General features: G+C 56.1%; 23 protein-coding genes. 14 read left to right on the top strand and 9 right to left on the bottom strand.

Annotation, left to right across the window (positions count from 1 at the left end; translation table 11 throughout):
* Positions 1 to 208 precede the first annotated feature (208 nt).
* Positions 209 to 1,099, bottom strand: coding sequence for a LysR family transcriptional regulator (locus LA5095_RS14505; RefSeq protein ID WP_055116114.1), 891 nt, complete (start codon positions 1,097 to 1,099; stop codon positions 209 to 211).
* Between the two features lie 116 nt (positions 1,100 to 1,215).
* Between LA5095_RS14505 and LA5095_RS14500 the strand changes: the two genes are divergently transcribed.
* From LA5095_RS14500 to LA5095_RS14475, 6 genes are all read left to right on the top strand, one after another.
* A complete protein-coding gene (locus LA5095_RS14500) occupies positions 1,216 to 2,373 on the top strand; it encodes an ABC transporter ATP-binding protein (RefSeq protein WP_055116112.1) in 1,158 nt (385 codons plus the stop codon).
* Positions 2,373 to 3,293, top strand: coding sequence for a carbohydrate ABC transporter permease (locus tag LA5095_RS14495; RefSeq protein WP_055116110.1), 921 nt, complete (start codon positions 2,373 to 2,375; stop codon positions 3,291 to 3,293). The genes LA5095_RS14500 and LA5095_RS14495 overlap by 1 nt, the downstream gene beginning before the upstream one ends.
* On the top strand, positions 3,290 to 4,225 hold the full coding sequence (locus tag LA5095_RS14490) for a carbohydrate ABC transporter permease (protein WP_082442408.1): 936 nt from the start codon (positions 3,290 to 3,292) through the stop codon (positions 4,223 to 4,225). The genes LA5095_RS14495 and LA5095_RS14490 overlap by 4 nt, the downstream gene beginning before the upstream one ends.
* Before the next feature lie 121 nt (positions 4,226 to 4,346).
* Positions 4,347 to 5,609: an extracellular solute-binding protein gene (locus LA5095_RS14485; RefSeq protein ID WP_055116865.1), complete on the top strand. Its 1,263-nt coding sequence runs from the start codon at positions 4,347 to 4,349 to the stop codon at positions 5,607 to 5,609.
* 78 nt (positions 5,610 to 5,687) lie between these two features.
* Positions 5,688 to 6,512 (top strand): phosphodiesterase, encoded by an 825-nt coding sequence (locus LA5095_RS14480; protein WP_055116863.1) that lies wholly within the window; start codon positions 5,688 to 5,690, stop codon positions 6,510 to 6,512.
* Between the two features lie 239 nt (positions 6,513 to 6,751).
* Positions 6,752 to 7,927, top strand: a complete 1,176-nt coding sequence (locus LA5095_RS14475; RefSeq protein WP_055116108.1) for an alpha-D-ribose 1-methylphosphonate 5-triphosphate diphosphatase — start codon at positions 6,752 to 6,754, stop codon at positions 7,925 to 7,927.
* Between the two features lie 268 nt (positions 7,928 to 8,195).
* On the opposite strand, the gene phnE (LA5095_RS14470) is transcribed toward LA5095_RS14475, so the two are convergent.
* From phnE (LA5095_RS14470) to phnC (LA5095_RS14455), 4 genes are all read right to left on the bottom strand, one after another.
* Positions 8,196 to 9,056 carry a phosphonate ABC transporter, permease protein PhnE gene (gene phnE / locus LA5095_RS14470; protein ID WP_055116106.1) on the bottom strand — a complete coding sequence of 287 codons (861 nt, stop codon included), beginning with the start codon at positions 9,054 to 9,056 and terminating at the stop codon, positions 8,196 to 8,198.
* Between the two features lie 2 nt (positions 9,057 to 9,058).
* Positions 9,059 to 9,973, bottom strand: coding sequence for a phosphonate ABC transporter, permease protein PhnE (gene phnE, locus LA5095_RS14465; protein ID WP_055116861.1), 915 nt, complete (start codon positions 9,971 to 9,973; stop codon positions 9,059 to 9,061).
* 61 nt (positions 9,974 to 10,034) lie between these two features.
* On the bottom strand, positions 10,035 to 10,946 hold the full coding sequence (gene phnD / locus LA5095_RS14460; RefSeq protein ID WP_029061643.1) for a phosphonate ABC transporter substrate-binding protein: 912 nt from the start codon (positions 10,944 to 10,946) through the stop codon (positions 10,035 to 10,037).
* Positions 10,947 to 11,036: 90 nt separating this feature from the next.
* Positions 11,037 to 11,858 carry a phosphonate ABC transporter ATP-binding protein gene (phnC, locus tag LA5095_RS14455; RefSeq protein WP_035898537.1) on the bottom strand — a complete coding sequence of 274 codons (822 nt, stop codon included), beginning with the start codon at positions 11,856 to 11,858 and terminating at the stop codon, positions 11,037 to 11,039.
* 300 nt (positions 11,859 to 12,158) lie between these two features.
* Here phnC (LA5095_RS14455) and LA5095_RS14450 point away from each other — a divergent pair, with 300 nt between their 5' ends.
* The 7 genes from LA5095_RS14450 to LA5095_RS14420 all read left to right on the top strand — a co-directional run bounded on the left by LA5095_RS14450 (position 12,159) and on the right by LA5095_RS14420 (position 18,212).
* Positions 12,159 to 13,031 carry a phosphate/phosphite/phosphonate ABC transporter substrate-binding protein gene (locus LA5095_RS14450; protein ID WP_055116104.1) on the top strand — a complete coding sequence of 291 codons (873 nt, stop codon included), beginning with the start codon at positions 12,159 to 12,161 and terminating at the stop codon, positions 13,029 to 13,031.
* Entirely contained in the window at positions 13,031 to 13,846 is an 816-nt protein-coding gene (gene phnC, locus LA5095_RS14445) for a phosphonate ABC transporter ATP-binding protein (protein ID WP_082442407.1), read from the top strand. The genes LA5095_RS14450 and phnC (LA5095_RS14445) overlap by 1 nt, the downstream gene beginning before the upstream one ends.
* On the top strand, positions 13,839 to 14,672 hold the full coding sequence (gene phnE / locus LA5095_RS14440) for a phosphonate ABC transporter, permease protein PhnE (protein ID WP_055116101.1): 834 nt from the start codon (positions 13,839 to 13,841) through the stop codon (positions 14,670 to 14,672). Before phnC (LA5095_RS14445) ends, phnE (LA5095_RS14440) begins: the two co-directional genes overlap by 8 nt.
* Positions 14,669 to 15,343, top strand: coding sequence for a class I SAM-dependent methyltransferase (locus LA5095_RS14435; protein WP_055116098.1), 675 nt, complete (start codon positions 14,669 to 14,671; stop codon positions 15,341 to 15,343). Before phnE (LA5095_RS14440) ends, LA5095_RS14435 begins: the two co-directional genes overlap by 4 nt.
* 244 nt (positions 15,344 to 15,587) lie before the next feature.
* A complete protein-coding gene (locus tag LA5095_RS14430; protein WP_035898381.1) occupies positions 15,588 to 17,012 on the top strand; it encodes a TrkH family potassium uptake protein in 1,425 nt (474 codons plus the stop codon).
* A gap of 42 nt (positions 17,013 to 17,054) precedes the next feature.
* A complete protein-coding gene (sfsA, locus tag LA5095_RS14425) occupies positions 17,055 to 17,759 on the top strand; it encodes a DNA/RNA nuclease SfsA (protein ID WP_055116096.1) in 705 nt (234 codons plus the stop codon).
* 186 nt (positions 17,760 to 17,945) lie between these two features.
* Positions 17,946 to 18,212, top strand: coding sequence for a hypothetical protein (locus LA5095_RS14420; protein WP_144435995.1), 267 nt, complete (start codon positions 17,946 to 17,948; stop codon positions 18,210 to 18,212).
* Between the two features lie 152 nt (positions 18,213 to 18,364).
* Here LA5095_RS14420 and gpt read toward each other — a convergent pair whose 3' ends face one another.
* The 4 genes from gpt to LA5095_RS14400 form a co-directional block, all read right to left on the bottom strand.
* Positions 18,365 to 18,874 carry a xanthine phosphoribosyltransferase gene (gene gpt / locus LA5095_RS14415; RefSeq protein WP_029061652.1) on the bottom strand — a complete coding sequence of 170 codons (510 nt, stop codon included), beginning with the start codon at positions 18,872 to 18,874 and terminating at the stop codon, positions 18,365 to 18,367.
* Positions 18,875 to 18,889: 15 nt separating this feature from the next.
* Positions 18,890 to 19,636, bottom strand: a complete 747-nt coding sequence (locus LA5095_RS14410) for a competence/damage-inducible protein A (protein WP_055116857.1) — start codon at positions 19,634 to 19,636, stop codon at positions 18,890 to 18,892.
* Positions 19,637 to 19,709: 73 nt separating this feature from the next.
* On the bottom strand, positions 19,710 to 20,915 hold the full coding sequence (locus LA5095_RS14405; protein ID WP_055116092.1) for an FAD-dependent monooxygenase: 1,206 nt from the start codon (positions 20,913 to 20,915) through the stop codon (positions 19,710 to 19,712).
* A 14-nt stretch (positions 20,916 to 20,929) separates the two neighbouring features.
* Positions 20,930 to 21,175 (bottom strand): zinc-finger domain-containing protein, encoded by a 246-nt coding sequence (locus tag LA5095_RS14400; RefSeq protein WP_055116855.1) that lies wholly within the window; start codon positions 21,173 to 21,175, stop codon positions 20,930 to 20,932.
* A 219-nt stretch (positions 21,176 to 21,394) separates the two neighbouring features.
* Here LA5095_RS14400 and LA5095_RS14395 point away from each other — a divergent pair, with 219 nt between their 5' ends.
* Positions 21,395 to 22,150: an alpha/beta fold hydrolase gene (locus LA5095_RS14395; protein ID WP_055116091.1), complete on the top strand. Its 756-nt coding sequence runs from the start codon at positions 21,395 to 21,397 to the stop codon at positions 22,148 to 22,150.
* Positions 22,151 to 22,185: the final 35 nt, after the last annotated feature.

Here is a 22,185-nt window from a genome sequence, read left to right as displayed (position 1 = left end):
AATTCAGTGTAAAGTCCGGATTTTAAGACGAATTTTAAATTTTTGTTTACTATAAGTGAAAGAATTGAAAGCAACTAAAAAGTGTTTTTGAAGTTGAAGTAGCACTTTCCGGGCAGAATCTATTGCTCGATTGCCATCGCCTGACCAATCCGTGGCTCAGATTGAAGAGCGCGATATCCCCCTGAAATGTGCCGCTGGTCAACCATGATCAAAACCCTTCACCGGCCCTGACTTCAACCGCCACATCGAGAAAGCTGCGAATAAGACGCAGTTCGCGTTTGTCGGCCGGTATGGCAATGCAGTCGCGATATTCCTCAGGCATTTCCTCGACCTGAACCGCTGCAAGCCTATCGGACGGGAAAATGCTCTTTTCCAGGAGTAAGCCGATCCCGAGGTCGTGAAGTATTGCCTCTTTCACCATCGGGAATGTGGTTGTTCGCAGGATGCGCGAGAACTGAATTCCGTGTTCCTGCATTTTCTTCCTTGCGATTTTCTGTGTCAGCGAGCCGTCCTCGGGCAGGACCAGCGTCTCCGACTGCAGATCACGCAGGGAGACGGCAGACCTTGCCGCAAGCGGGTGATCCGCCTGCATGTGGGCCTTGTAACGGCTGCGCCGCAATTCATGCGTGAAGAGCGCGGGACCATCTTCCGGTTCTGTCATGATCGCAATATCCACTTGCCGCTCGGCCAGAAGCGTCATGGCAGTTGTCCAATTGTAGAGAGTGAAGTCGATCTGAACCTGCGGGTAGAGCTTGCCGTATTCCGCGATGATTGGCATCGCAGGTCTTGGTGCATTTGCAATCAGCCTGATATGACCGTCGGTTAGAGCGCTGTAGTCACTGATTTTTTCGTTGACCAACTGTTCCATGGTCGTCAACCGATCGGATATCGCGAAGAGCTCCTTGCCCGCCCGGGTAAGTTCCAGGCCGCTTCGGCGACGGATAAACAACTGCGTACCCATCAACGCCTCAAGTTTTGCGACGTGCTGTGTGATGGAAGACTGGGTTACACCGAGTGTTCCTGCGGCACGCGAAAAGCTCTTCTCGCGGGCAACATGGGTGAAAGCCTTGATCTGGTAGGGGCTGGGAGACGTGTTCATGACAGTTCCGTGTTAGCTGAGCTGCCAAACCGTAACTGCTATTAGCTGCACTAATATTACGTCACACACAGTTCAATCAACCTCAATAAGGTCCCTCCTGGCAACGGGAGTGATCGATGACCGCGATATCCTTATCGGGAATAGAAAAGAGTTTTGGTGCAACGTCGGTTCTGAACGGGATTGATCTCGACATCACAGATGGCGAATTTCTCACTCTTGTCGGTCCGTCCGGCTGCGGCAAGTCAACCTTGTTGCGCATTCTGGCCGGGTTGGAAGCCCCGACATCCGGGACTGTTGCGATCGGCGGTATCGCAGTGAATGATATGCGTCCGGCGCGCCGTAACCTGGCGATGGTGTTCCAGTCCTACGCGCTTTATCCGCATCTGAGCGTCGCGCAGAACATGATGACGCCGCTGAAACTCCGGGATCTTCCCCTTGCGGGACGTTTGCCTGTGTTGGGGCCGCTCATTGCACGCACCCGATACAGGGCGATCATCGAACAGGTGCGTGATACGGCCCAGATTCTCAAGATCGACCATCTGCTGGACCGAAAACCGGGTCAGCTCTCCGGAGGCCAGCGCCAAAGAGCGGCGCTCGGCCGGGCCATGGTTCGCAAACCCGTCGCGTTTTTGATGGATGAACCGCTTTCCAATCTGGATGCCTCTCTTCGGATCCATATGCGTTCCGAACTTGCCGAACTGCACAGGGCTCTGAAGACGACATTCATCTATGTGACGCACGACCAGGCCGAGGCGTTGACCATGTCCGACCGAATGGCTGTCATGATGGACGGCCAAATTCTTCAACTCGGCGCACCGGACGAGATCTACAATGATCCGAGGGAACTGCGTGTCGCGGAGTTTGTTGGCGCACCGAAAATCAATCTTCTGCCCGGGTCAGTCGACAAGGAAGGTCACGCACGCTGTCTCGATTTGCCTTTGTCGCGTGTCACAACCGATGCCCCTGCCGGGCCGGTAAGAATCGGATTGCGTCCCGAGCATCTGTCGCTTTGTGACAAGGACGTCTCCGAGAGCTTTTCGGGTCAGGTGGTACACAAGGAAAATCTGGGCGCCGACATTTATCTCCATGTCGCCATCATGAACGCGTCGCAGCGTCTTGTTGTCCGGGTCTCACCAGTTGAAGGGCGGACCGTATCATTTGGTCAGACAGTTCATGTCAGCCGGGAGCGCGGACAGGCGATGGTATTCGGCAATGACGGACGGCGTCTGGATCTCAGCAGGTCGCTTGCCGAAGACGTCGCCGAGGTGGCCTGATGCAAAGTACCAAAGCACATTGGTGGTTTGTCGGACCGGCTCTGTTCCTGATGGTGGTCATTCTTTTGATGCCCATCACGATTGCAGGAGCCTTGAGTTTCACAAACTACAGCCTGGGGAATCCGGGAGCAGACTTTGTCGGCCTGGACAATTACGAAAAGATCTTCACGCGATCGACGTATGAGAAGATGTTCGGCGCCACCTTCCGATACGTCTTTGTCGTGGTTCCGCTCTCCGTTGGTCTCGGGCTCGGTGCTGCGCTTCTGATCAACTCGACCAGACGCTTCGGCGATCTCTACAAGACAATCTATTTTCTGCCCGTTATGGCGGCGCTGATCGCCATGGCGATTGTCTGGGAATTCGCCTTCCACCCGACCATCGGAATTGTCAATTCGACGCTCGAGCGCGGGTGCGGTTCATTTCTGGAGACATGGCACTGGTACGCCAAAGGGTGCGAACGCGGTTTCCCGCTCTGGCTGACGGACCGGGACTATGCGATCTGGACCGTTGCCTTTATCGGCATCTGGCAGGGTTTCGGCTTCAACATGGTGCTCTATCTCGCCGGCCTGACATCCGTTCCGCGCGAACTTTACCACGCGGCGGAGATGGACGGCGCAGAGACAGCCTGGGACCGGTTCCGGCTCGTGACATGGCCGATGCTCGGACCGACAACCGTCTTTGTCGTCACGATTTCATTCATCCGCTCGTTTCAGGTTTTCGACACCGTTGAAGCCTTCTATCCGCAGGGTGGAGGGCCGTCCAAATCGGTCTACGTCATGATGTTCGCGATCTACGAAAAAGCGATCCAGCAAAACCTGATGGGGATCGGGGCGGCAATCACGGTCGTGTTCCTGGCTTTCGTGATGTTCCTGACGTTGGCACAGCGATGGTTGGTGGAAAAAAGGGTGCACTACACATGAGTGAGACAACTCAAGCGGCAGTCAGTGCGGGTACCTTGCCTGCATTCCGTTTTTCAGGTGCCGAGACCCTGAAACATATCGTGCTGATCGCGGGAAGCGTAATCGTGCTGCTGCCGTTCTACGTGATGCTCAGTTACAGCTTCAAAAGCCCGGCTGAAATCATGCAGAACACAGGCGGTTTCTTCGGGATGCAGGAGCTGTTCAGGGACGACTATTGCATCAAGCTTGGCAAGGACGCCGTGGATTGCATGGTGACGCCGGTTATTTACAACTACACCACTGCTTTCGAGAAAGCGCCACTCCTGCGGTATCTCTTCAATGGCGTGGTCGTGACAGTGTCCATCTTTCTCATTCAGGTCCTGGTTGCCCTGCCTTGTGCCTATGCCCTTTCGAAACTGCGGTTCTGGGGCAGGGAAGCCATATTCGGCCTTGTTCTCTTCTGTCTGCTCATTCCGGTTCACGCCATTGCGCTGCCGCTATACATCATGCTCGCCAAGGTCGGACTAACGAACACTTATGCCGCGCTGATCATTCCCTGGACGATTTCGGTTTTCGGAATTTTCCTGATGCGGCAGTTCTTCATGACCGTGCCGGACGACCTGATCGACGCTGCGCGCATGGATGGCATGAGCGAGTTTTCGATTATCTGGAACGTGATGCTTCCCACTGCTATTCCGGCGCTGCTGGCGTTTGCAATCTTCTCGGTGGTCGCTCACTGGAATGACTATTTCTGGCCGCGCATTGTCGTCACCGGTGACCGGTCTCTGTTCACGCCGCCACTCGGTCTGCGCGAGTTCAAGGGTGACGCGGATGGCGACAATTTCGGCCCGATGATGGCGACGGCGACAATCATTGTCGCACCGCTGATCGTGGCGTTCCTGATCGCACAGCGCCGCTTCATTGAAGGCATCACACTGTCGGGGATGAAATGATCCCAACAATATGCGGGACCGCCATCCGGCGGTCCCATCACCTGAATCCCGTTTCGGGGATCACTTGGGAACGGACGAGTTTGGCGACCAGCCGTTCCCACGGCAACAGATGGAGAGTTCCATGAATAAGACCCTCACCGCAATAGCAATGCTGCTGACGGCCTCGGCTGCGCAGGCGGAAGACACGATAACAATCGAGTTTGCTTATCCGTACAGCCACTTGTTCGACGTGACGTACGAGAAAATCCTTCCCAAGTTCAAGGAGCAGCATCCGAATATCGACGTGAAGATGCGCGCCACCTACGAATCTTATGAGGACGGGACGAACACGATCCTGCGCGAGGCGGTCGCCGGTACCCTTCCTGACGTGACGATGCAGGGTTTGAACCGTCAGGCGATCCTCGTCGAAAAAGGCATCGCCAAACCGCTCGAGCCGTTCATCCTCAAAGAGGAAGACTTCGCCAAGGACGGCTATCACGATGCCATGTTGGCACTCGGCACGTTCAACGACGACATCTACGGCCTGCCGTTTTCGGTCTCTCTGCCGGTCGGTTACTACAACATGGACGTGATGGCGAAAGCCGGGATCACGTCCATGGACCAACTCCCGAAAACCTGGGACGAAGTCGTCGAGGTATGCGGCAAGCTGCACGAGGCCGGCGTCAGAAACCCGATGTTCTGGGGATGGAACATTACCGGGAACTGGTTCCTTCAGGCACTGATGTGGTCCCAGGACAAGGCAACCATGGAAGGCAATGCGATCCAGATTTCTTCGGCGGAAGGATTGAAGTCCTTCGAGACGATGAAGAACCTGTTTCGCGGTTGCGACATGCAGAACATTGAATGGAAAGCGGCACTTGCATCGTTCTCCGCCGGTGAAATCGGCATGATGTTCTGGTCGACATCCGCGCTTGGGGCGGTTGAGCGCGCCAAGGGTGAATTCGAACTTAAAACAAACGAATTTCCCGGGCTGGAAGCAAGCGGTCCGAAAGGTCTGCCCGCCGGTGGCAATGCGGCCATGCTGGTGTCCACAAGCGAAGATCCGAAAGTTTTGAATGCCGCCTGGAAATGGCTGAAATTCATCACCTCCGGTGAAGGCGCCGCCGATGTGGCCCGCACCACCGGCTACATGCCGCCGAACAAGGCAGCCAACGAAGTGATCCTGGCGGATTTCTACAAGCAGAACCCGAACAAGGAAACCGCTGTTCGCCAGTTGCCGCTGCTGCGTGATTGGCAGGCCTACCCGGGCGACAACGGGCTGGCGATCACGCAGGTGATCTATGATGGTATCGAAGGTATCGTCACCGGCGAATACGAAGACATGGGCGAATTGCAGCAAGAGCTTTCGGAAGAAGTTGAGGACCTGCTTCCGTCCGGCAGCTAGGCGGATCGCTCCCGAAAAATTCACCGCTGCCCGTTTCGACGGGCAGTGGTCCTGTCAGTACAATAATTGGAGGAAGAGGTGAAACTTCTTCAACTCACGGATATCCATCTGACCGCGCCCGGCGAAACGATCGGAGGGCGCGAGCCGAACGACAATTTCAGGAAAGCGCTTGGTCACGCGCTCACGCATCATCCGGATGCCGACGCGCTGGTCATAACAGGTGATCTTTCCGACTGGGGCGATCGTGCAGATTATCTTCGGCTCAAGGAAACGATTTCCGGGTTATCCGTGCCCGTTCACCTATGTATCGGCAACCACGACGAACGCGATGTGTTCGTGTCCGTTTTTCCCGATCTGGTCGACGACAACGGGTTTGTGCAATCCGTCCTGGACCTCCCCCTCGGACAGGCAATTTTCCTGGACACCTGGGGCGCCAATTCCCATGCCGGTTACTATTGCGAAACCCGCAGGAGCTGGCTGGATGAAAGACTGAACGAAACGGCCGGTCCTGTGTTCCTGTTCATGCATCACAATCCGGTGCCAACGGGAATTGCACCGATGGACAAGATCATGTTGCAGGATGCGGAGGAGTTCGGGAACGTCATTGAAAAACATCGTGCCAAGATCCGGCATATCTTCCACGGACACTGTCATCTGCCGCTTTCGGGATCCTTCCATGGTGTTCCCTTCAGTGCACCGCGCGGGACAAACCACGCCGGCTGGCCGGATTTCGCCAATGAAACGAACCTGAGCGCGTCGGATCTCAACGAATGCTATTCCGTCATTCTGGCCAGCGAGACGTCGGTCATGGTGCATCTTGTCGAATATGGCTATCAGGGTGAAGTTCGCCGCGAAGGCTCGCCGGATTATGCCGATTGGAACCGGTTGACGATGGTGCGATAGGCGACGCTTTCACAATTGGGATAAACCAAATCGGCGAACAATCTCATTGGATATCTGGTGCGTCCGGTAACAGGCGCACCGCGCTCGCGGTAACATCGCTCTGCTGTTACTTCCAGTGTCACAGTCTCTTCGAGAAACTGTCACAATGTGCGGCCAATTTGGAGGTAGAAGGTCTCCTTCCTGATATAAGCTGCAGATGCCCGGGTATTTTCCGGGGAGTTTCCACGCCGGAGTGACCCATGACGTTTGCCGACAAGACACTGCCAACCGGCAGTGAACTGACTGTTCTCAAAAATGCACGGATCGTCCTGGTGGACCAGGTCGTAACGGGTCATGTTGCGATCTCCGATGGACGTATCGTTTCCATCGATACCGGCTTGGCGCCGCAGGCAGGGCAGGACCTCGACGGAGATTACCTGATCCCCGGGCTTGTCGACATTCATACCGACCATTTCGAGAAGCATGTTTATCCGCGCGCCCATGTGCGTTGGGATCCGCTCAGAGCGGCGCTCGCCCATGACGCGCAGATTATCGGCAGCGGTATCACGACGGTTTTCGACAGTCTCTGTGTCGGTGCAACGGTCTCCAGACCGGAGCGTCGTGAAGTTCTCGCACCGATGGTTGATGCTCTGGAAAAAGGGCAGGCTGCCGGCATGTTCCGAGCCGAGCATATGGTCCATCTTCGTTGCGAGATCACGGATGCCGAAACGGCGCGGCTAACGGAAGAAAATATCGGTAAGTCCATTGTTCGCATGATTTCGGTGATGGAACATCTTCCGGGCCGCCGTCAGAGCAAGAATATCGAAGCCTACACGCAACGCAGAATGGCAGATACCGGAGAGTCCCGCACCGAAGCGGAAAGAACCACGCAGAACCTGTTGAATCATTCAGACGAAATCAGCGAAAAGGTCCGCCCTGCCGTGATTTCACTTGCGCATGCGCACAAGCTGCCTTTGCTCAGTCACGATGATACGGAGCTTCATCACGTCGATGAGGCCTTGTCCGAAGGCATTACGGTTTCCGAGTTTCCTTGCACGCTGGCAGCCGCACGCAAGGCGAAAGCGCATCAGATGTGCGTAGTCGGAGGCGCGCCGAACGTGCTGCGAGGCGGGTCGCAATCCGGAAACGTCGCGGTGAGCGATCTGATGGCGGAAGGCCTGGTTGACATTCTGGCGTCCGACTACGTGCCGAGGTCATTGCTGGACGGTGCCTTCATGATCGCCGCAGACGCGAGTTTCAAGGAAGACCTGCCCGCCGCGATCCGGATGGTGAGCGGGACGCCAGCAGAAGTTTCCGGTCTTGATGACAGGGGCGAAATAGCGGTCGGCAAACGTGCGGACCTCTTGCATGTCGCTCTTCACGACGGGCATCCTTTCGTCAAGATGGCCTGGCTGAAGGGGCGTCGGGTTCTCTGAGTGGAATCCGTTACAGCGTTGAAAGGAATCTCAACTGCTGCAGCCAATCCAGGGCCTGCCCCTGGAAATCATGGAGTAATCGTCTTCAATGAAATTGCTGCCAAGGTCTTGCGCCGGGGCAATGGATCCGGACGAACGAGGTCCTGGATCATATCCGGGACGGCGGCGAGGTAACCGACCGGATTTCTTTAACCCGTTGTTGGTCAATCCGGCCGGAATGATGTGGAGGGCAGGGACCCCTTCATGCCGGAGCCCGGTTTGAACGTTTTCATACCCTGCCACTTTCTTTCGCGCCGATGACACGCTGACGTAAAAATCCGGAAAAGCCGTCGATCAGATATACCGTGACGATAATCAGAAAAATGATTGTCCAGGCTTCCGGCCAACGGTAGGCGCTTATGCGGTCTGCAAGCAGGAACCCAATACCTCCGGCACCGACAATGCCCAGGATCGTGCCGGAACGGGTGTTGGACTCAAAATTGTAGAGGATGATCGACAGGATCACCGGCAGGGCCTGGGGCAGAATTGCAAAACGGATAGTCTGCAGATTTCCGGCGCCGGACGCTCTCACACCATCAACGGGTTTTTTCGACGTGTTCTCGATGGCTTCCGAAAACAGTTTCGAGAGTGTTCCCACTTCGGACACGGCAATTGCAAGAATACCGGCGAGTGGACCAAGACCGAAAGCGCGGATGAAAATCAAGGCCAGAATAATCTGTTCAACCGCGCGGAGGCTATCGAAGCCGCGTCGGACACCGAGCCGGAACCACGATACCGGCATAATGTTTTTTGCACCCAGATACGCGAGAGGAAATGCAACGATTGCCCCCAGAAATGTGCCCATGAAGGCCATTGCGACCGTTTCACCGAGCCCTTTCAGAATTTCCTGCCATTCGCCCCAGGTCTCCCAGATGTGGGGCGGAAACATGAAGGAAAGGACCCCGCCGAAACGTGTGATCCCGTTCACGATACGTGACGGGGAGAAGTCGAAGGCCCAAAGGCACCAGCATGTCAGCAGCGCGAAGGCAGTCCAGCCACCTGCGTGGATCAGCCTTTTCTTGCGCGGTGAATCAAATGCGCCAGGCACCTGGCGACGCGCCGTGTCGAGATCCCGAGTGACCTTTTCCAATGTTACACTCCCTGGCCTGTGAGGCCGATGATGCGGTGCCTGACTTTTTCGCTGATCGTGTCGATCAGGATCACGGTCACGAATATGATCAGGAAGAGCGCAGAAAGATCGGTGTATTCCTGCAAGGACATCGCGACACGGATTTCCTGTCCAAGCCCTCCTGCGCCGACAAAGCCGATGATGGATGAGGCGCGCACGTTGATTTCGAAACGCAGCAACGTGTAACTGATGATGTTGGGAACGACCTGGGGCACGATCCCGTACCGAACCTGATCAAACCAGGATCCGCCGGACGCCTTGATGCCTTCGACCTGCCGCATGTCGGCGTTTTCATTGGCTTCGGAATAAAGTTTGCCGAGTGCTCCGGTCGCGTGGAGCCCGATTGCGAGGACGCCCGCCAGGGGGCCAACACCAAAGCAGAACACGAATATCAGGGCCCAGACCAGTTCGGGAACCGTTCGCACGATTTCCAGATATCGTCTGGTCGCGTTGAGAACGAAGTTTTTTGGAGCCAGGTTGCGGGACGCCGGAAAACTAAGCAAAAAGGCGCCGATTACACCCAGAAACGTTGCCATATAGGCAATCAGGATCGTTTCGATCAAGAGTTCAAGCCAGACCTTCCAGCGCCAGAACCAGTTGGCGATATCCGTTCCGAGCGTTTCCCAGTGCAGCACCGGCAGCGTTTTGTAGAGGTATTCGCCGAGGCGCGGCAAGCCGGCCCAAATCTTCCACATGGACACGCGGGTGCCGTCGGGAAGCGTCACATCGGTCATGTCGAAGAAGCCGCCGATCCAGGACGCTCCAAGGAAGCAGGCTGCGAACAGAATTATCGACAGACGGCTCGTTCGCAGCGCCGATTTCCGTGCGGCCGCGTAGTTGATCTCAAATTGTTCGATGGCCGGAGAAAGTGCCGTCATTGCTGGACCCGTTTTCAACAATGGGCAGATGGCGCCTGAGGCGCCATCTGACAGGATCAGATCAGCCACCGCGGCGCTGCTTCTTCAGCCAGTCGCGCATATCGACGATCCACTGGTACCGGTCGTGATCTACCTCGATCCAGCCGTCCTGAGTGGAATCCTTGCCGCCGGTCATTTCGATGAAGGCGAGCGTATCGTTTTCCGGTATGTCCATGACCGTCTTGCGCATGTCCGCGATCATGTCTTCCGGCAGGTTGGCACGGGCAGCAAGCGGGCCGGAGGTTATTTCCGGGGACTTCCAGATGGTGCAGATTGAACCCTCATCGATCATGCCCTTGGTGACCATGCGTTGCGGAATGCCGTTGGTTTCATTGGTGATGTAGGTGGCCGCCGCGTCATACTGTTTGTTGTAGACCCCCAGGACACCGGTTTCGTGCGCTCCGGAAAACGGTGTTGCACCGAAATAGGTTTTCGGATCGTAACCCTGTTTGCTCAAGTTGAAATAGGGGACAGCATAGCCGGATGTGGAATCAGGGTCTGCGAATGCGAGTGTCTTGCCCTTCAAGTCCTCCAGCGAGCTCAGGCCGCTGTCACAGCGTACGGCGATAACGGAAAAGTAGCCTGTCGAACCGTCTTTCTGCAGACGCGAGACAAGCGGAACAACACCACCGTTGGTCTCCGTGTATGCAGCCGCGTAGGACGATGAGCCAAAAAACGCGAACTCGATCTGGTCTGCAGCGATGGCCTGGATGACACCGTCATAGGATCCGGCGGTGAAGATCTCGACTTCGACGCCAAGCTGGTTTTCAAGATATTTTTCAAACGGCGTATAGCGGGCGATCCGATCCTTTTCGTTTTCACCGGACAGGATGCCGAACTTGATGGTCTTGTACTGATCCTTCCAGCCTTCGGAGAGGGCCGGGGAGGCCGCGAGAATGGTCGTCCAAACTGCTGCTGCGAAAATAGCCTTCATCATAGTACTCCATGCTTGCCGTATGGAACGGCTGGTACACGCGGCCGCAGCCGCTCGATTGACGCAAACGTGCTTCGGTTCGCTCAGGTGTCAGGTCCCGACCGCCTGCCTTTGTGGTCGGCAGGAACCTGTTTGAAGGGAGGTGGAAGTCACCGCCTCATTGATCTCGTCGCTCAGATCATCCGTTCCGTAGATTGCGCGCACCTTTTCCGTCGTCAGGGCCCTGGGCGCGCCATCGAAATGAACCCTGCCATCCTTCATGGCGACGATGCGGTCGCAGTAACTTCGTGCCGTGTCGAGTGTGTGCAGGTTGACCAGAACGGTCAGGCCATCGGTACGGTTGATAGACCTGAGTGCTTCCATCACCCGAACGGCATTTGCCGGGTCAAGAGATGCGATTGGCTCGTCTGCGAGCATGATGCTGGGGTTCTGGACCAAGGCCTTGGCAATTGCGACGCGCTGTTGTTGTCCGCCGGACAAAGTGCCCGCCCGCTGCAATGCCTGTGGAACCAGATCAAGCCGATCGAGCGCCTGGATCGCCCGAACACGATCCTGGTCTGTAAACGAGCGAAGCATGGATCTTGCGAAACCGGTATGAGCTATCCTGCCGACCATGACATTGGTCAGAACGTCCATCCGGTCGATCAGATTGAATTGTTGAAAGATCATGGCGCAGGAAGCACGCCAAAGGCGCAAGTCGTGGCCTTTGAGGGCGGTAACATCCTGTCCCTCGTTGTCGATCGATCCTCTTGTCGGATCTGTCAGACGGTTGATCATGCGGAGCAAAGTAGACTTGCCGGCTCCCGACCGGCCGATGACGCCGACCATCTGACCCTTTGGGATCGCTAGTGAAACGCCATCAACGGCGGTCAGATCACCAAAAACTTTAGATAACTGCTCGACAACCAGCATAAGGACCTCCACGAAACCGGGAGGCAACTAGCAATATTTTTCCAAATTCAGATGTCTATACGATTATACTTTTGTGATTTTTTGTGACATCGATATCAAATTTATTTGCCATGAAAGAAACAAGGCAAAGTAATAAATGGACAATATTGCGCAACAACTGAACTAATGAGATTTCTTGCGTGTTATCGTCCCGAATAAATTCGTAAAAACTACATATTTGTTTCACATCCAGTGGCGTTGCGGTGGTTAGACTCCAACAGCTTGACCGAAATTCTGTCGGTCTGTTGGGGAGTTCCTAAAATGCGTTTCCTTAGATCCGCTGCGCTTGCGGCAGCTGCACTTGTGATTACCGTTTCATCTTCATTTGCCGACACGTTCAGGCTCGCCGTCACCGACGTGGAGGGGCTGGAGCGGCTTCAGCTTGAATGGGGTCCGTTCAAAGAGGCTCTTGATAAGGCAACTGATCACACCTTTGAGTTTTTTCCGGTCACCAGCCGTACGGCCGCTGCGGAAGCGTTGCGGGCGCAGCAGGTGGATTTTGTCGTTACCGGTCCGGCAGAATACATCGTCATCAACAAGCTGACGGATGCAGCACCGCTTATCGGTCTTGGTCGTCCGGACTATTTCTGCGCAATCGTCGTGCGTGCCGACAGCGGCATTACCCGTCCAGCAGACCTTAAGGGAAAAAAGGTTGTTTTCGGCGATATCGGTTCGACGTCGAACATGCTTTGCCCGATGCAGCTGATGGCGGATTACGGCATCGATCCGGTCAAGGATGTCGAAAGGCTCCACACGTCCCGCAACATTGCGCATGAAGCGCTGAAAAAAGGTGAAATCGCGGGCATGGGCACGAACCACAATTCCTGGATCCGCGTGCGCAACAAGGATGAAAGCATACCAAACGGCTTTTTCCGGATCATCGCGCGTTCCGGTGATCTGCCGAACGACATGCTTATGGTGGGCTCGCATGTTGATACGGCGACCGTTGATGGCGTGCGGGAAGCAATCCTCGACAACAAGGATACCATTATCAAGGCGATCCTTCAGCATGAGGAGAACGACAAGTATTCCGGAATGGATCTCGTAGCGATCAAAGACGGTGCCTATGACATCGTCCGGTCGATGTACACCACTGCGGGTTTCCCGCAATACGACAGGTTCATCGGCGAATAATGGCGCAAGCCCAGGTTCAGGTCTCCGGCGTGGAAGCTCCGGTGACGATATCCCGCACCTCCGCGGCGGAAAGTGTTCGAGAGCTTTCTGTCTCGGGTCTCGTCAAATCATTCGGCAAGGACAAGGGCATTCTTCACGGTATTTCTTTCTCGGTGCATCGTCGGGAGTCCGTCGCTCTTATCGGATCCAACGGTGCTGGAAAGTCGACCGCTCTACGATGTGCGCTTCGGCTGATCGAGCCTGACGACGGGTCGGTACACCTTTTTGATGATGAGATCACGTCAATGCAGCTTAGCCGTCTTCGCAAGGTGCGTGCGGATGTCGGGTTTGTCTTTCAAAAACACAACCTTGTCCCGCGTATTTCAGCGCTGTCAAACGTGCTTCACGGCAATCTCGGTCGTGTTGGCGGTATGCGGGGCTGGTCGCAGTTGTTTGCAAGCACAGCGCTGCGCGAACGGGCCATGAGTTGTCTGGACCGTGTCGGTCTGGCTGACCAGGCGATGAAACGGGCCGACCAGCTGTCGGGCGGCCAATCCCAACGCGTTGCCATCGCGCGGGCCCTGATGCAGGAGCCCCGGATGATTGTTGCCGACGAGCCGGTGGCAAGCCTTGATCCGATTGCCGGACAAGAGGTGATGGAGCTCTTTCATCAGCTGACACAGGAAAAAGGGATCACGTTGCTGTTCACGTCCCACAATGTTGAACAGGCGTTGGCTTACTCGGACCGGGTGATTGCGATCAGGCGGGGAACCATTGTTCTGGATGCGGCGAGCAACACACTCTCCCTGTCGGATTTGAGCAAGCATTATGGCTGATACCGGACGCCCCCGCGGCGAGGAACTTCCAGGACGGTTCAAGCGCCCCGGCGTCTTCCAGTTCTGTGCCTACGTGTTGCTCGTGGGTTTCGTCTTCTTGTCCTTTCAGGGAGCAGGGTGGTCATTTTCCGCGATATTGTCCGGTGGCCCTGCCATGGCCGATTTCCTGTCGCGCGCCTGGCCACCATCGATGGAGCGGCTCCCTCAACTTTCCGCGGCTTTGCTCGAAACCTTCCAGATGGCGCTTGCCGGTACGATTATCGGCGTTGTTGTCAGCCTGCCACTCGCGGTCCTGGCTGCAAAGGGCCTGTCGCGGCACACACCTATCTCCAGAATTTTCTATTCGTCTTCGCGGCTACTGATCGCTTTCTTTCGGACGGTCCCGGACCTGGTCTGGGCGCTGGTCTTCGTGATTACGGTAGGCCTGGGACCCTTTGCCGGTACCCTGGCGATTGCGGTCGACACCGTCGGGTTCTGCGGTCGTTTTTTTGCCGAGGCCATGGAGGACGTCGAGAAGGGACCCAGCGAGGCCCTGACTGCGGCCGGGGCTAGCAAACTCGATACGATCTTTTGTGCGGTGGTACCGGCTGCCATGCCGTCCTTCATAACAACGTCTCTGTTTGCCCTGGAAAAGGCGACCCGTTCGTCGGTGGTGCTGGGACTGGTCGGTGCTGGTGGAATCGGCATTGAACTGAAGGTCGCCATGGATTTCTTTGATTACCAGCTCGCGATGACCATTATCCTGATGATCTTCGTTCTGGTTCTCTGTGTTGAACGTTTGGGTAGCATCGCCCGCAACAGGATTCTTGAAGGAACACCCCGATGAGCAATGTTTTTCCTACAGAAAAGACTGATACCGCACACCTGGCATGGGAAAAGCGCTGGCAAACCGAGGAAGGGCGTGCGGACTGGTTAAGAGCGAACGAGGGCGTTTCCACGCTCATCGGCAAGTTTCAGCAAGCCGAGCGGACGAGAGCGCTGGATATTGGATGCGGCGTAGGTCGCCACGCGCTGGCCTTCGCCCGTGCCGGCTTTGAAACCCATGCAATTGATCTTTCCGAAGCGGGTTTGGCACAACTGCAGGAAAGCGCAAATGCCGGCGGTTTGAATATTGCCACGCATCTTGCCCCGATGACCGAATTGCCCTTTGAAAGTGGGACATTCGACTACGTTCTTTCCTTCAATGTGATTTATCACGGAGATCCGACGGTGGTCCAAAAGGCGATCTCGGAAATAGCACGGGTGCTGAAACCGGGTGGAATTTATCAGGGCACGATGCTTTCCAAGCGAAATTCCAATTTCGGGATCGGGAGGGAAATCGCCCCTGACACATGGGTCAAGGATGGCGAGGACGACAAGAACCACCCGCATTTTTATTGTTGTGCCGCGGAGCTGGTCGACCTCTTCGACGATTTCGAACTCAGCTATCTTGAAGACAAGGAACACCGCAAACCCGGGTCTTGGCACTGGCACATGATTGCGGAAGCGAAGCAGTAATCAGAAATGGGGTGGCAGTCAGCCGAACCGGTCCGCACGCGTCTGGATTACCGGCAAATTCACACCGATGGGCATTGGTGCCAGAGCTCCCGGACAAGCGATCTTCGGGGGAAGGTTGATCGATACCATTGGAAATCAGGCAGAAAAGCGCTACGACGGTGAGCTGGCGTCCAAGACGGGCGTCCGTGCCTTTTGGTGAAACGGTGTTCGGGACGAGTTCTGCTTGATTTCTCTCAGACCAGTTTTGAATGTTCTCGGGTTCTTGTATGTCGGTCTTGCGACCGCCATGCTCATTCCCGCCATCGTTGACGTTGCCCAGAAGAACGCCGACTGGCAGGCCTTTGTCTTTTCCGCACTCCTGACGGGAATGATAGGGATGCTGCTGTCGCTCGCGGTCGGCGGTTCGCTTCGCGAAGGACTCGACACTCGGCAGACCTTCATTCTCACCACACTTTCTTGGGCATCGCTGCCGGCCTTCGGTGCATTGCCTTTCCTGTGGCTTGGCATCGGTTATGCCGACGCGGTATTCGAGGCGGTTTCCGGCTTCACGACAACCGGATCGACGGTTCTCACCGGTCTTGACGGGTTGCCGCCAGGGCTGCTCGTCTGGCGTTCCATGCTGCAATGGATGGGCGGTGTCGGCATTATCGTCATGGCGATCGTTCTGCTGCCGTTCCTGAGGATCGGCGGAATGCAGCTGTTTCAGAGCGAGAGTTCCGACCGATCGGAAAAGATTGTCAGCCGGTCGGTTGAACTGATCCGCCTGATCGGCCTGGCCTATCTGTTCCTGACCGTTCTTTGCATAGCGGCTTACCTGGCAACCGGCATGGAGCTGTTTGATGCCTTCAACCATGCCCTGACAACGATTGCGACCGGCGGGTTTTCCACACATGACCAGTCATTCGGGTATTTCAAGAATCCTGCGTCAGGCTGGGTAGCCGTGCTGTTCATGATTGTCGGCGCCATGCCATTCGTTCTGCTCATTCAGGCTCTTCGCGGACGTCCTTTGCAGTTGTGGCGGGACCCGCAAGTGCGTGCGCTGCTGGGATTTCTTGCACTCGTGTCACTGACGCTTACGGTTTATCTCGGCATCAACATGCGCTTTCCGTTCGAGGAAGCCTTGTTGCGCTCAACGTTCAATGTCGTCTCGATCGTCACGGGAACCGGTTACGCTCTGGGAGATTTCACCCAATGGGGCGCCCCGGTCGTCGGAATTGCTTTCTTGCTGATGTTTGTCGGCGGCTGCACCGGCTCAACGACCGGCGGTATCAAGATTTTCCGCTTCCTGGTGTTTTTCGGTACTGTGCGCGCGCATTTGCGGAGGATGGTACGTCCACACCGCATCATGTCCGAAGAATACGCCGGGACGCGCCTGACGCCGGAGCTCTCGTTTTCGGTTCTTGCCTTCCTCGTGGTCTATATGGGGTCGGTCGGCATCATCACCGTGGCACTTTCCTTTTTTGACCTGGATCTCGTAACCGCGATTTCGGCCGCTGCAACGTCAGTGGGCAACGTGGGGCCGGGCCTTGGTCCTGTCATCGGTCCGGCTGGACATTTCGCACCGCTGCCGGACGGTGCCAAATGGCTGCTCTCCTTTGCCATGCTTGTCGGCAGACTCGAACTCTTTACCGTCCTTGTCCTGCTGGATCCGGATTTCTGGTCGAAATAACTTCGCCGAAAAACAGCCATTATTGCTCGTGAGGATCACGAAATGAAATTTGCAGCACCGCTTGCCAGCGGACGTCTTGTCAAGCGCTACAAGCGTTTTCTGGCCGATGTCGTTCTGGACGAAAACGGTAGCGAGGTCACGGCTCACTGCGCCAATCCGGGCTCTATGCTCGGACTGAAGGAGCCGGGATCAAGGGTATGGTTGTCACAGTCGGACAATCCGAAGCGCAAACTCAAATACTCCTGGGAAATCATCGAGGCAGACGGGGCGCTCGTCGGTATCAACACCGCGCATCCGAACAGGCTGGTGGAAGAGGCGATCGAGGCCGGCCGCATCAAAGCGCTTTCCGGATACGAGACCCTGCGCCGGGAAGTGAAGTACGGCAAGAACTCGCGCATTGATATTCTGCTTGAAGACGGGAACGGCAAAAAGACCTATGTCGAGGTGAAGAATGTCCACTTGATGCGTCAGGCAGGACTTGCCGAATTCCCGGACAGTGTCACGGCACGCGGTGCGAAACACCTGGCCGAGCTCGCTGATATGGTTGCTGAAGGACATGGGGCCGCGATGGTTTTCCTGGTTCAGCGACCCGATTGCGACCGGCTCAGCCTTGCCTCGGACATCGACCCAGCCTACGCGTCTGCCTTTGCGGCTGCGCAGGAGGCGGGCGTCAACACATACGCGATCGGGTGCGATGTGACGCTGGACGGTATCGAAGCCGTCCGTCCAGTCAATATCGAGATATAGCTTCCGGTTTTCAGGTTTGATCCGATTTGTACCGGGATTGGCGCACTGCGATTGTTGTTTGTCCTGAATGTATCAGTGTTGCCCTGGGCCGATACAATTGAGACCTGCGCCGATGCACGGTTGAAATGTCCGGTTCCCATCTGTCGGTTGTCAGCAATCAAGCTGACGCAACAGATGGAGACTGAAATGAAACTGAACATGAATCTTCTTGGCGCCGTTGCAGCCGCGAGCCTTGCCTTTACAGTTCTGCCGACGACGGCACAGGCCGGCAGCCACGTTGTTGAGTGTGCGGACGGAACGATCTACGATTTCGGCAAGGACGATGCCATCAGTGCCGAGGTCGCCTGCGCCAATCATGGCGGTGTCAAGCTGACCCCGTTCAAGGCTTCAAGGATCAAGCCAAACGGTTCGAATTCGGGTGGACTTCCGGTGAAACGGACCCGCGCGCGCTGAAGACCCTGATCGGCTGATTTGCCGATACAACTTGCGCCTTGACCTTCCTGGTCAAGGCCGCAAGGTCCGCATCCGGACCGGTACTCAACTGCAGCTTTTCCGGCTCTGGACTGCGCAAGGAAAGAACAAACGCAAAAGAACTGTTATGCCGATCAACCGGCCGTGTCTTTTGAAAGCGGCGGCTGGAATTGCCAGCCCATGTCCCACGGGAAATAGATCCAAGTGTCCTGGGATACTTCTGTGATGAAAGTGTCAACCATCGGAACACCCACAGGCTTTGCGTAGACCGTAGCGTAGTGGGCCTTGGGAAGCATTTCTCGCACGACTTTCAATGTCTTTCCGGTGTCGACCAGATCATCGATCACAAGGACACCACTGCCTTCACCATCTTCCAGATCGACGACCTTCGGGTCGACTGGCTTGATGACCTTCAGTTGCCCCTGATTTTCATAGTCGTGATATGAGGCGATGCAGACCGTTTCAATCGTCCGGATACCAAGCTCGCGGGCGACGATTCCAGCAGGAACCAGTCCACCTCGCGTGATGCAGACAATAGCCTTCCATTCACCTTCGCTCGACAACCGCCAAGCCAAAGCGCGGGAATCCCGGTGAAACATGTCCCATGAAACCGGGAAAGCCTTGTTTTGGGTGGAATTTTCCATTGTCATTCTCGCTCTTTATGATCCCAGCAACTCTGCAACGGCCTGTGCCACGTCTTGAGCCGCGGCCGTCAGGATTGCCTCGTCGCGCGACCTGATAACGATCTGGGTTGTGAACTTGCCGTCAGATGCGTTCGGGTAGGATCCGATAAGGGTTTCAGGATGTGCATCCTGAATGGCAGCCAGCCTGTCGGCGATGCGGCTTTCCGGCATGTCGGCGGCAACAGTCCTGGACAGCATCTTGCGCCCGGTTGTCAGGGTCGGTGCAATGGCGTCCAGCATGGCCTGCATGATGGACGGTACGCCGGCCATGACATGCACGTTTTCAATCCTGAATCCGGGAGCCTTGGACACCTTGTTTTCGATGAGGTCCGCTCCCTCGGGAATACGCGCCATGCGCTGACGTGCCGGAGTAAACTGGCCGGGCTCATAGTGTTTTTCCATGATCGCGACGGCGCGCGGATCGAGATTCAAAGGTACATCGAAGGCTGCCGCCACGCTTTCGGCGGTGATATCGTCATGGGTCGGACCAATGCCGCCGGACGTAAACACGTAGTTGAACTTTGTCCGCAGTGCATTGATCGCCGCGACGATCTGGTCCTGCTCGTCCGGAACAACCCGAACCTCTTTCAGATCGATTCCAAGGGAGGTCATGTAGTCAGCAACGAAGCCGATATTCTTGTCCTTGGTGCGGCCGGACAGAATCTCGTCACCGATAACCAGGAACGCGGCGGTCACAATGTCATCTGCCTTCTGACCGGTCATCATCGCACTCCCTGAAATCCGATTGGGAACCCGCTTTATCGCAGCTTTCATTTCAGCTCAAGCCAAAGACGGATTATTGCTCAGGAGTCCAGCCATAAATGTCATCGAAACGTGCCGCCAGACTTTTCGGCTTCGTGAGCCGGAGAACAGTGTCGCGTGCGAAGGCCATTGGACCCGAGTAGTGAAATGTCCGAGCGTTGCCGCGCGATATTCCCTGGATATGGCTGGCACGGGGTTTCCGGTCCCTTTCAAACGACCTGAGAGCGGATGGAATGTTCTGAACATTCTTCGGCAGATGTTTTGCCAGAATGGCTGCGTCCTCGATCGCCATTGCGGCACCTTGCGCCATGAAGGGAAGCATCGCGTGCGCGGCGTCTCCCATCAGCGCCACATGCCCGTGTGTCCAGGGGCCAGACCCATCGACGCTGCAAAGCGCCCATTTCAGCCAGCGTTCCGGCTTGCCGAGCAGGTTTCTGGTTTCAGCCGGCCAGTCCTTGAAGACCCGCAATACAGCGTCCTTGTCGGCCTTGGCCGACCAGGTTTCGTCGCTCCAGTCCTCCCGGGCAAGCGCGACAATATTGAGCTCTCTGCCGCCCCTTATCGGGTAGTGAACCAGGTGTGAATTCCTGTGTAGCCAAAGACCGCTGTCGCGCGCGAACTTGTCATCCACCTGGTCGATTGGCACCGTCGCACGGTAGGCAACCTGTCCGCTGAACCGGGCATTCACGTGGCCCGGTACATGACGCCTGGTCCTGGACCACACGCCATCGGCTCCGATCAACGCCTTGCACTTCTGGTTTGCGGTCTCTTCACCAAGGCGGTAAATGCAGACCAGATGATCATAAGGCGATGGTGTGAGGTCCTGCACCTCGCAAGACAGGCGTATCGTGATCCCCGGCGTTTTTTGAGCCCGATCAAGCAAAACCCGTTGAAGATCAGCCCTGTGAATGACCCAAAACGGATTGCCGTGCCGTTCCCTGATGAATTTTCCGAGCTCAACCCTGGCAAGTTGCTTGCCGTTTTCTCCGGACCAGATCCTGAGTCCGTCAGGCGCGTAGGCGAACGCCTCGAGATCCTTCAAGACGTCCAGTCTTTGCAGAACCGAGCAGGCGTTCGGCGAAAGCTGCAGACCCGCGCCGACTTCGGAAATCTCATTTGCCTTTTCCAGGAGCACGATATTGTGTCCCTGCTGCCGAAGCGCCAGCGCGGCGGTCAATCCGCCAATGCCGCCACCGGCGATGACGATGGGTGTCAGGGCGTCGTCGTCTGTCTCGGTCATGAACCGCTCATTTCTCAGGCGGCTTCAGGCGTCCAATTGCAGTCGTTTGGAGACGATTCCCCCGCCTTCAAAGTTGGATCGAACTTGTAGAGCGTTGAGCAGTACGGGCAGACGATTTCGTTTTCGGTTCCCATGTCCAGAAAGATATGGGGATGATCAAACGGAGGTTTTGCGCCGATGCACATGAATTCGCGTGCGCCGATCGCGACTGAATCGTGCCCGCTGGAGTTCTGAAAATGCGGGACAACCTGATCCGCCATTGTGACGTTCCTCTTTGACCTGTGGGGAGGGTTTCCCCGATACCGAATTTCGGTGACAATATCACTTGTGAAATGAAAAGGTAGTCCTCGGATACTGCGGTTCAGCGCCGCATTTCGACATTTGCACAGCGCAGCCGTTTTCTCCTTTGCCAATGGGAGTTTCTCCCCTTAAGGTAAGGGAAAATGTGTTTTCCGTTTACGTAAGGGTTACTTCGTTTCATGCCGCACGCAGAAGTCGATGGTGTCAGGATCGCCTATCTTGATGAAGGAGAGGGGGATCCGATCCTTCTCATACACGGATTTGCTTCCAACAAGCAGGTGAACTGGCAGTATCCGGGATGGGTCGACCTCTTGGTCAAGGACGGTCGCCGCGTGATTGCGCTCGACAACCGGGGTCATGGCGAGAGTGAAAAATTCCACGACCCAGAGGCCTACGGGGCACCACTCATGGCTGAAGACGCCAGAAACCTGCTCGACTATCTGGAAATCCCGCAGGCTGACGTCATGGGGTATTCCATGGGTGCCCGGATCGCCGCGTTTTTGACGCTCAATCATCCTGACCGAGTTCGCAGGGCGATTTTCAGCGGTCTGGGCTATGGCATGGTCGCCGGTGTTGGAGATCCCGAGCCCATCGCAGTTGCCCTGGAAACGGATCGCATTCAGGATATCAGGGATCGCACCGGACGTGCCTTCAGGGCATTTGCGGACCAGACAGGCTCGGACAGACAGGCACTGGCGGCCTGCATGCGCTCGTCGAGACAAAAAATCAGCGAGGACGACGTCGGACGGATCGAAAGGCCGGTCCTGGTTGCAGTCGGTACCGAGGACGAAATTGCCGGTTCGCCGCATAAACTCGCCGATCTCATCCCGCATGCCGAGGTCCTGGAAATTCCGGGCCGTGACCACATGGTTGCTGTCGGAGACAAGGTTCACAAACAGGGCGTGCTGGCATTTTTGAACAACATCGACGCGTAAGACCTTCCTTGCGAGGCTGGCGTACAACTTGCGAA

Origin of the sequence: Roseibium album (assembly GCF_001404515.1) — a bacterium.
GTDB lineage: Bacteria > Pseudomonadota > Alphaproteobacteria > Rhizobiales > Stappiaceae > Roseibium > Roseibium album.
Note: the sequence above shows the minus strand (reverse complement) of the source record. Positions and strands in the feature narration are given on the sequence as shown.

Coding starts and splice junctions, on each gene's coding strand:
- LA5095_RS14450 (WP_055116104.1), top strand. CDS start 12,159: ATGCGTTTCCTTAGATCCGCTGCGCTTGCGGCAGCTGCACTTGTGATT.
- LA5095_RS14420 (WP_144435995.1), top strand. CDS start 17,946: ATGAAACTGAACATGAATCTTCTTGGCGCCGTTGCAGCCGCGAGCCTT.
- LA5095_RS14495 (WP_055116110.1), top strand. CDS start 2,373: ATGCAAAGTACCAAAGCACATTGGTGGTTTGTCGGACCGGCTCTGTTC.
- LA5095_RS14505 (WP_055116114.1), bottom strand. CDS start 1,099: ATGAACACGTCTCCCAGCCCCTACCAGATCAAGGCTTTCACCCATGTT.
- phnC (WP_082442407.1), top strand. CDS start 13,031: ATGGCGCAAGCCCAGGTTCAGGTCTCCGGCGTGGAAGCTCCGGTGACG.
- LA5095_RS14410 (WP_055116857.1), bottom strand. CDS start 19,636: ATGACCGGTCAGAAGGCAGATGACATTGTGACCGCCGCGTTCCTGGTT.
- sfsA (WP_055116096.1), top strand. CDS start 17,055: ATGAAATTTGCAGCACCGCTTGCCAGCGGACGTCTTGTCAAGCGCTAC.
- LA5095_RS14400 (WP_055116855.1), bottom strand. CDS start 21,175: ATGGCGGATCAGGTTGTCCCGCATTTTCAGAACTCCAGCGGGCACGAT.
- LA5095_RS14405 (WP_055116092.1), bottom strand. CDS start 20,915: ATGACCGAGACAGACGACGACGCCCTGACACCCATCGTCATCGCCGGT.
- LA5095_RS14485 (WP_055116865.1), top strand. CDS start 4,347: ATGAATAAGACCCTCACCGCAATAGCAATGCTGCTGACGGCCTCGGCT.
- LA5095_RS14490 (WP_082442408.1), top strand. CDS start 3,290: ATGAGTGAGACAACTCAAGCGGCAGTCAGTGCGGGTACCTTGCCTGCA.
- LA5095_RS14500 (WP_055116112.1), top strand. CDS start 1,216: ATGACCGCGATATCCTTATCGGGAATAGAAAAGAGTTTTGGTGCAACG.
- gpt (WP_029061652.1), bottom strand. CDS start 18,874: ATGGAAAATTCCACCCAAAACAAGGCTTTCCCGGTTTCATGGGACATG.
- phnE (WP_055116101.1), top strand. CDS start 13,839: ATGGCTGATACCGGACGCCCCCGCGGCGAGGAACTTCCAGGACGGTTC.
- phnE (WP_055116861.1), bottom strand. CDS start 9,973: ATGACGGCACTTTCTCCGGCCATCGAACAATTTGAGATCAACTACGCG.
- LA5095_RS14435 (WP_055116098.1), top strand. CDS start 14,669: ATGAGCAATGTTTTTCCTACAGAAAAGACTGATACCGCACACCTGGCA.
- LA5095_RS14475 (WP_055116108.1), top strand. CDS start 6,752: ATGACGTTTGCCGACAAGACACTGCCAACCGGCAGTGAACTGACTGTT.
- phnD (WP_029061643.1), bottom strand. CDS start 10,946: ATGAAGGCTATTTTCGCAGCAGCAGTTTGGACGACCATTCTCGCGGCC.
- phnC (WP_035898537.1), bottom strand. CDS start 11,858: ATGCTGGTTGTCGAGCAGTTATCTAAAGTTTTTGGTGATCTGACCGCC.
- LA5095_RS14395 (WP_055116091.1), top strand. CDS start 21,395: ATGCCGCACGCAGAAGTCGATGGTGTCAGGATCGCCTATCTTGATGAA.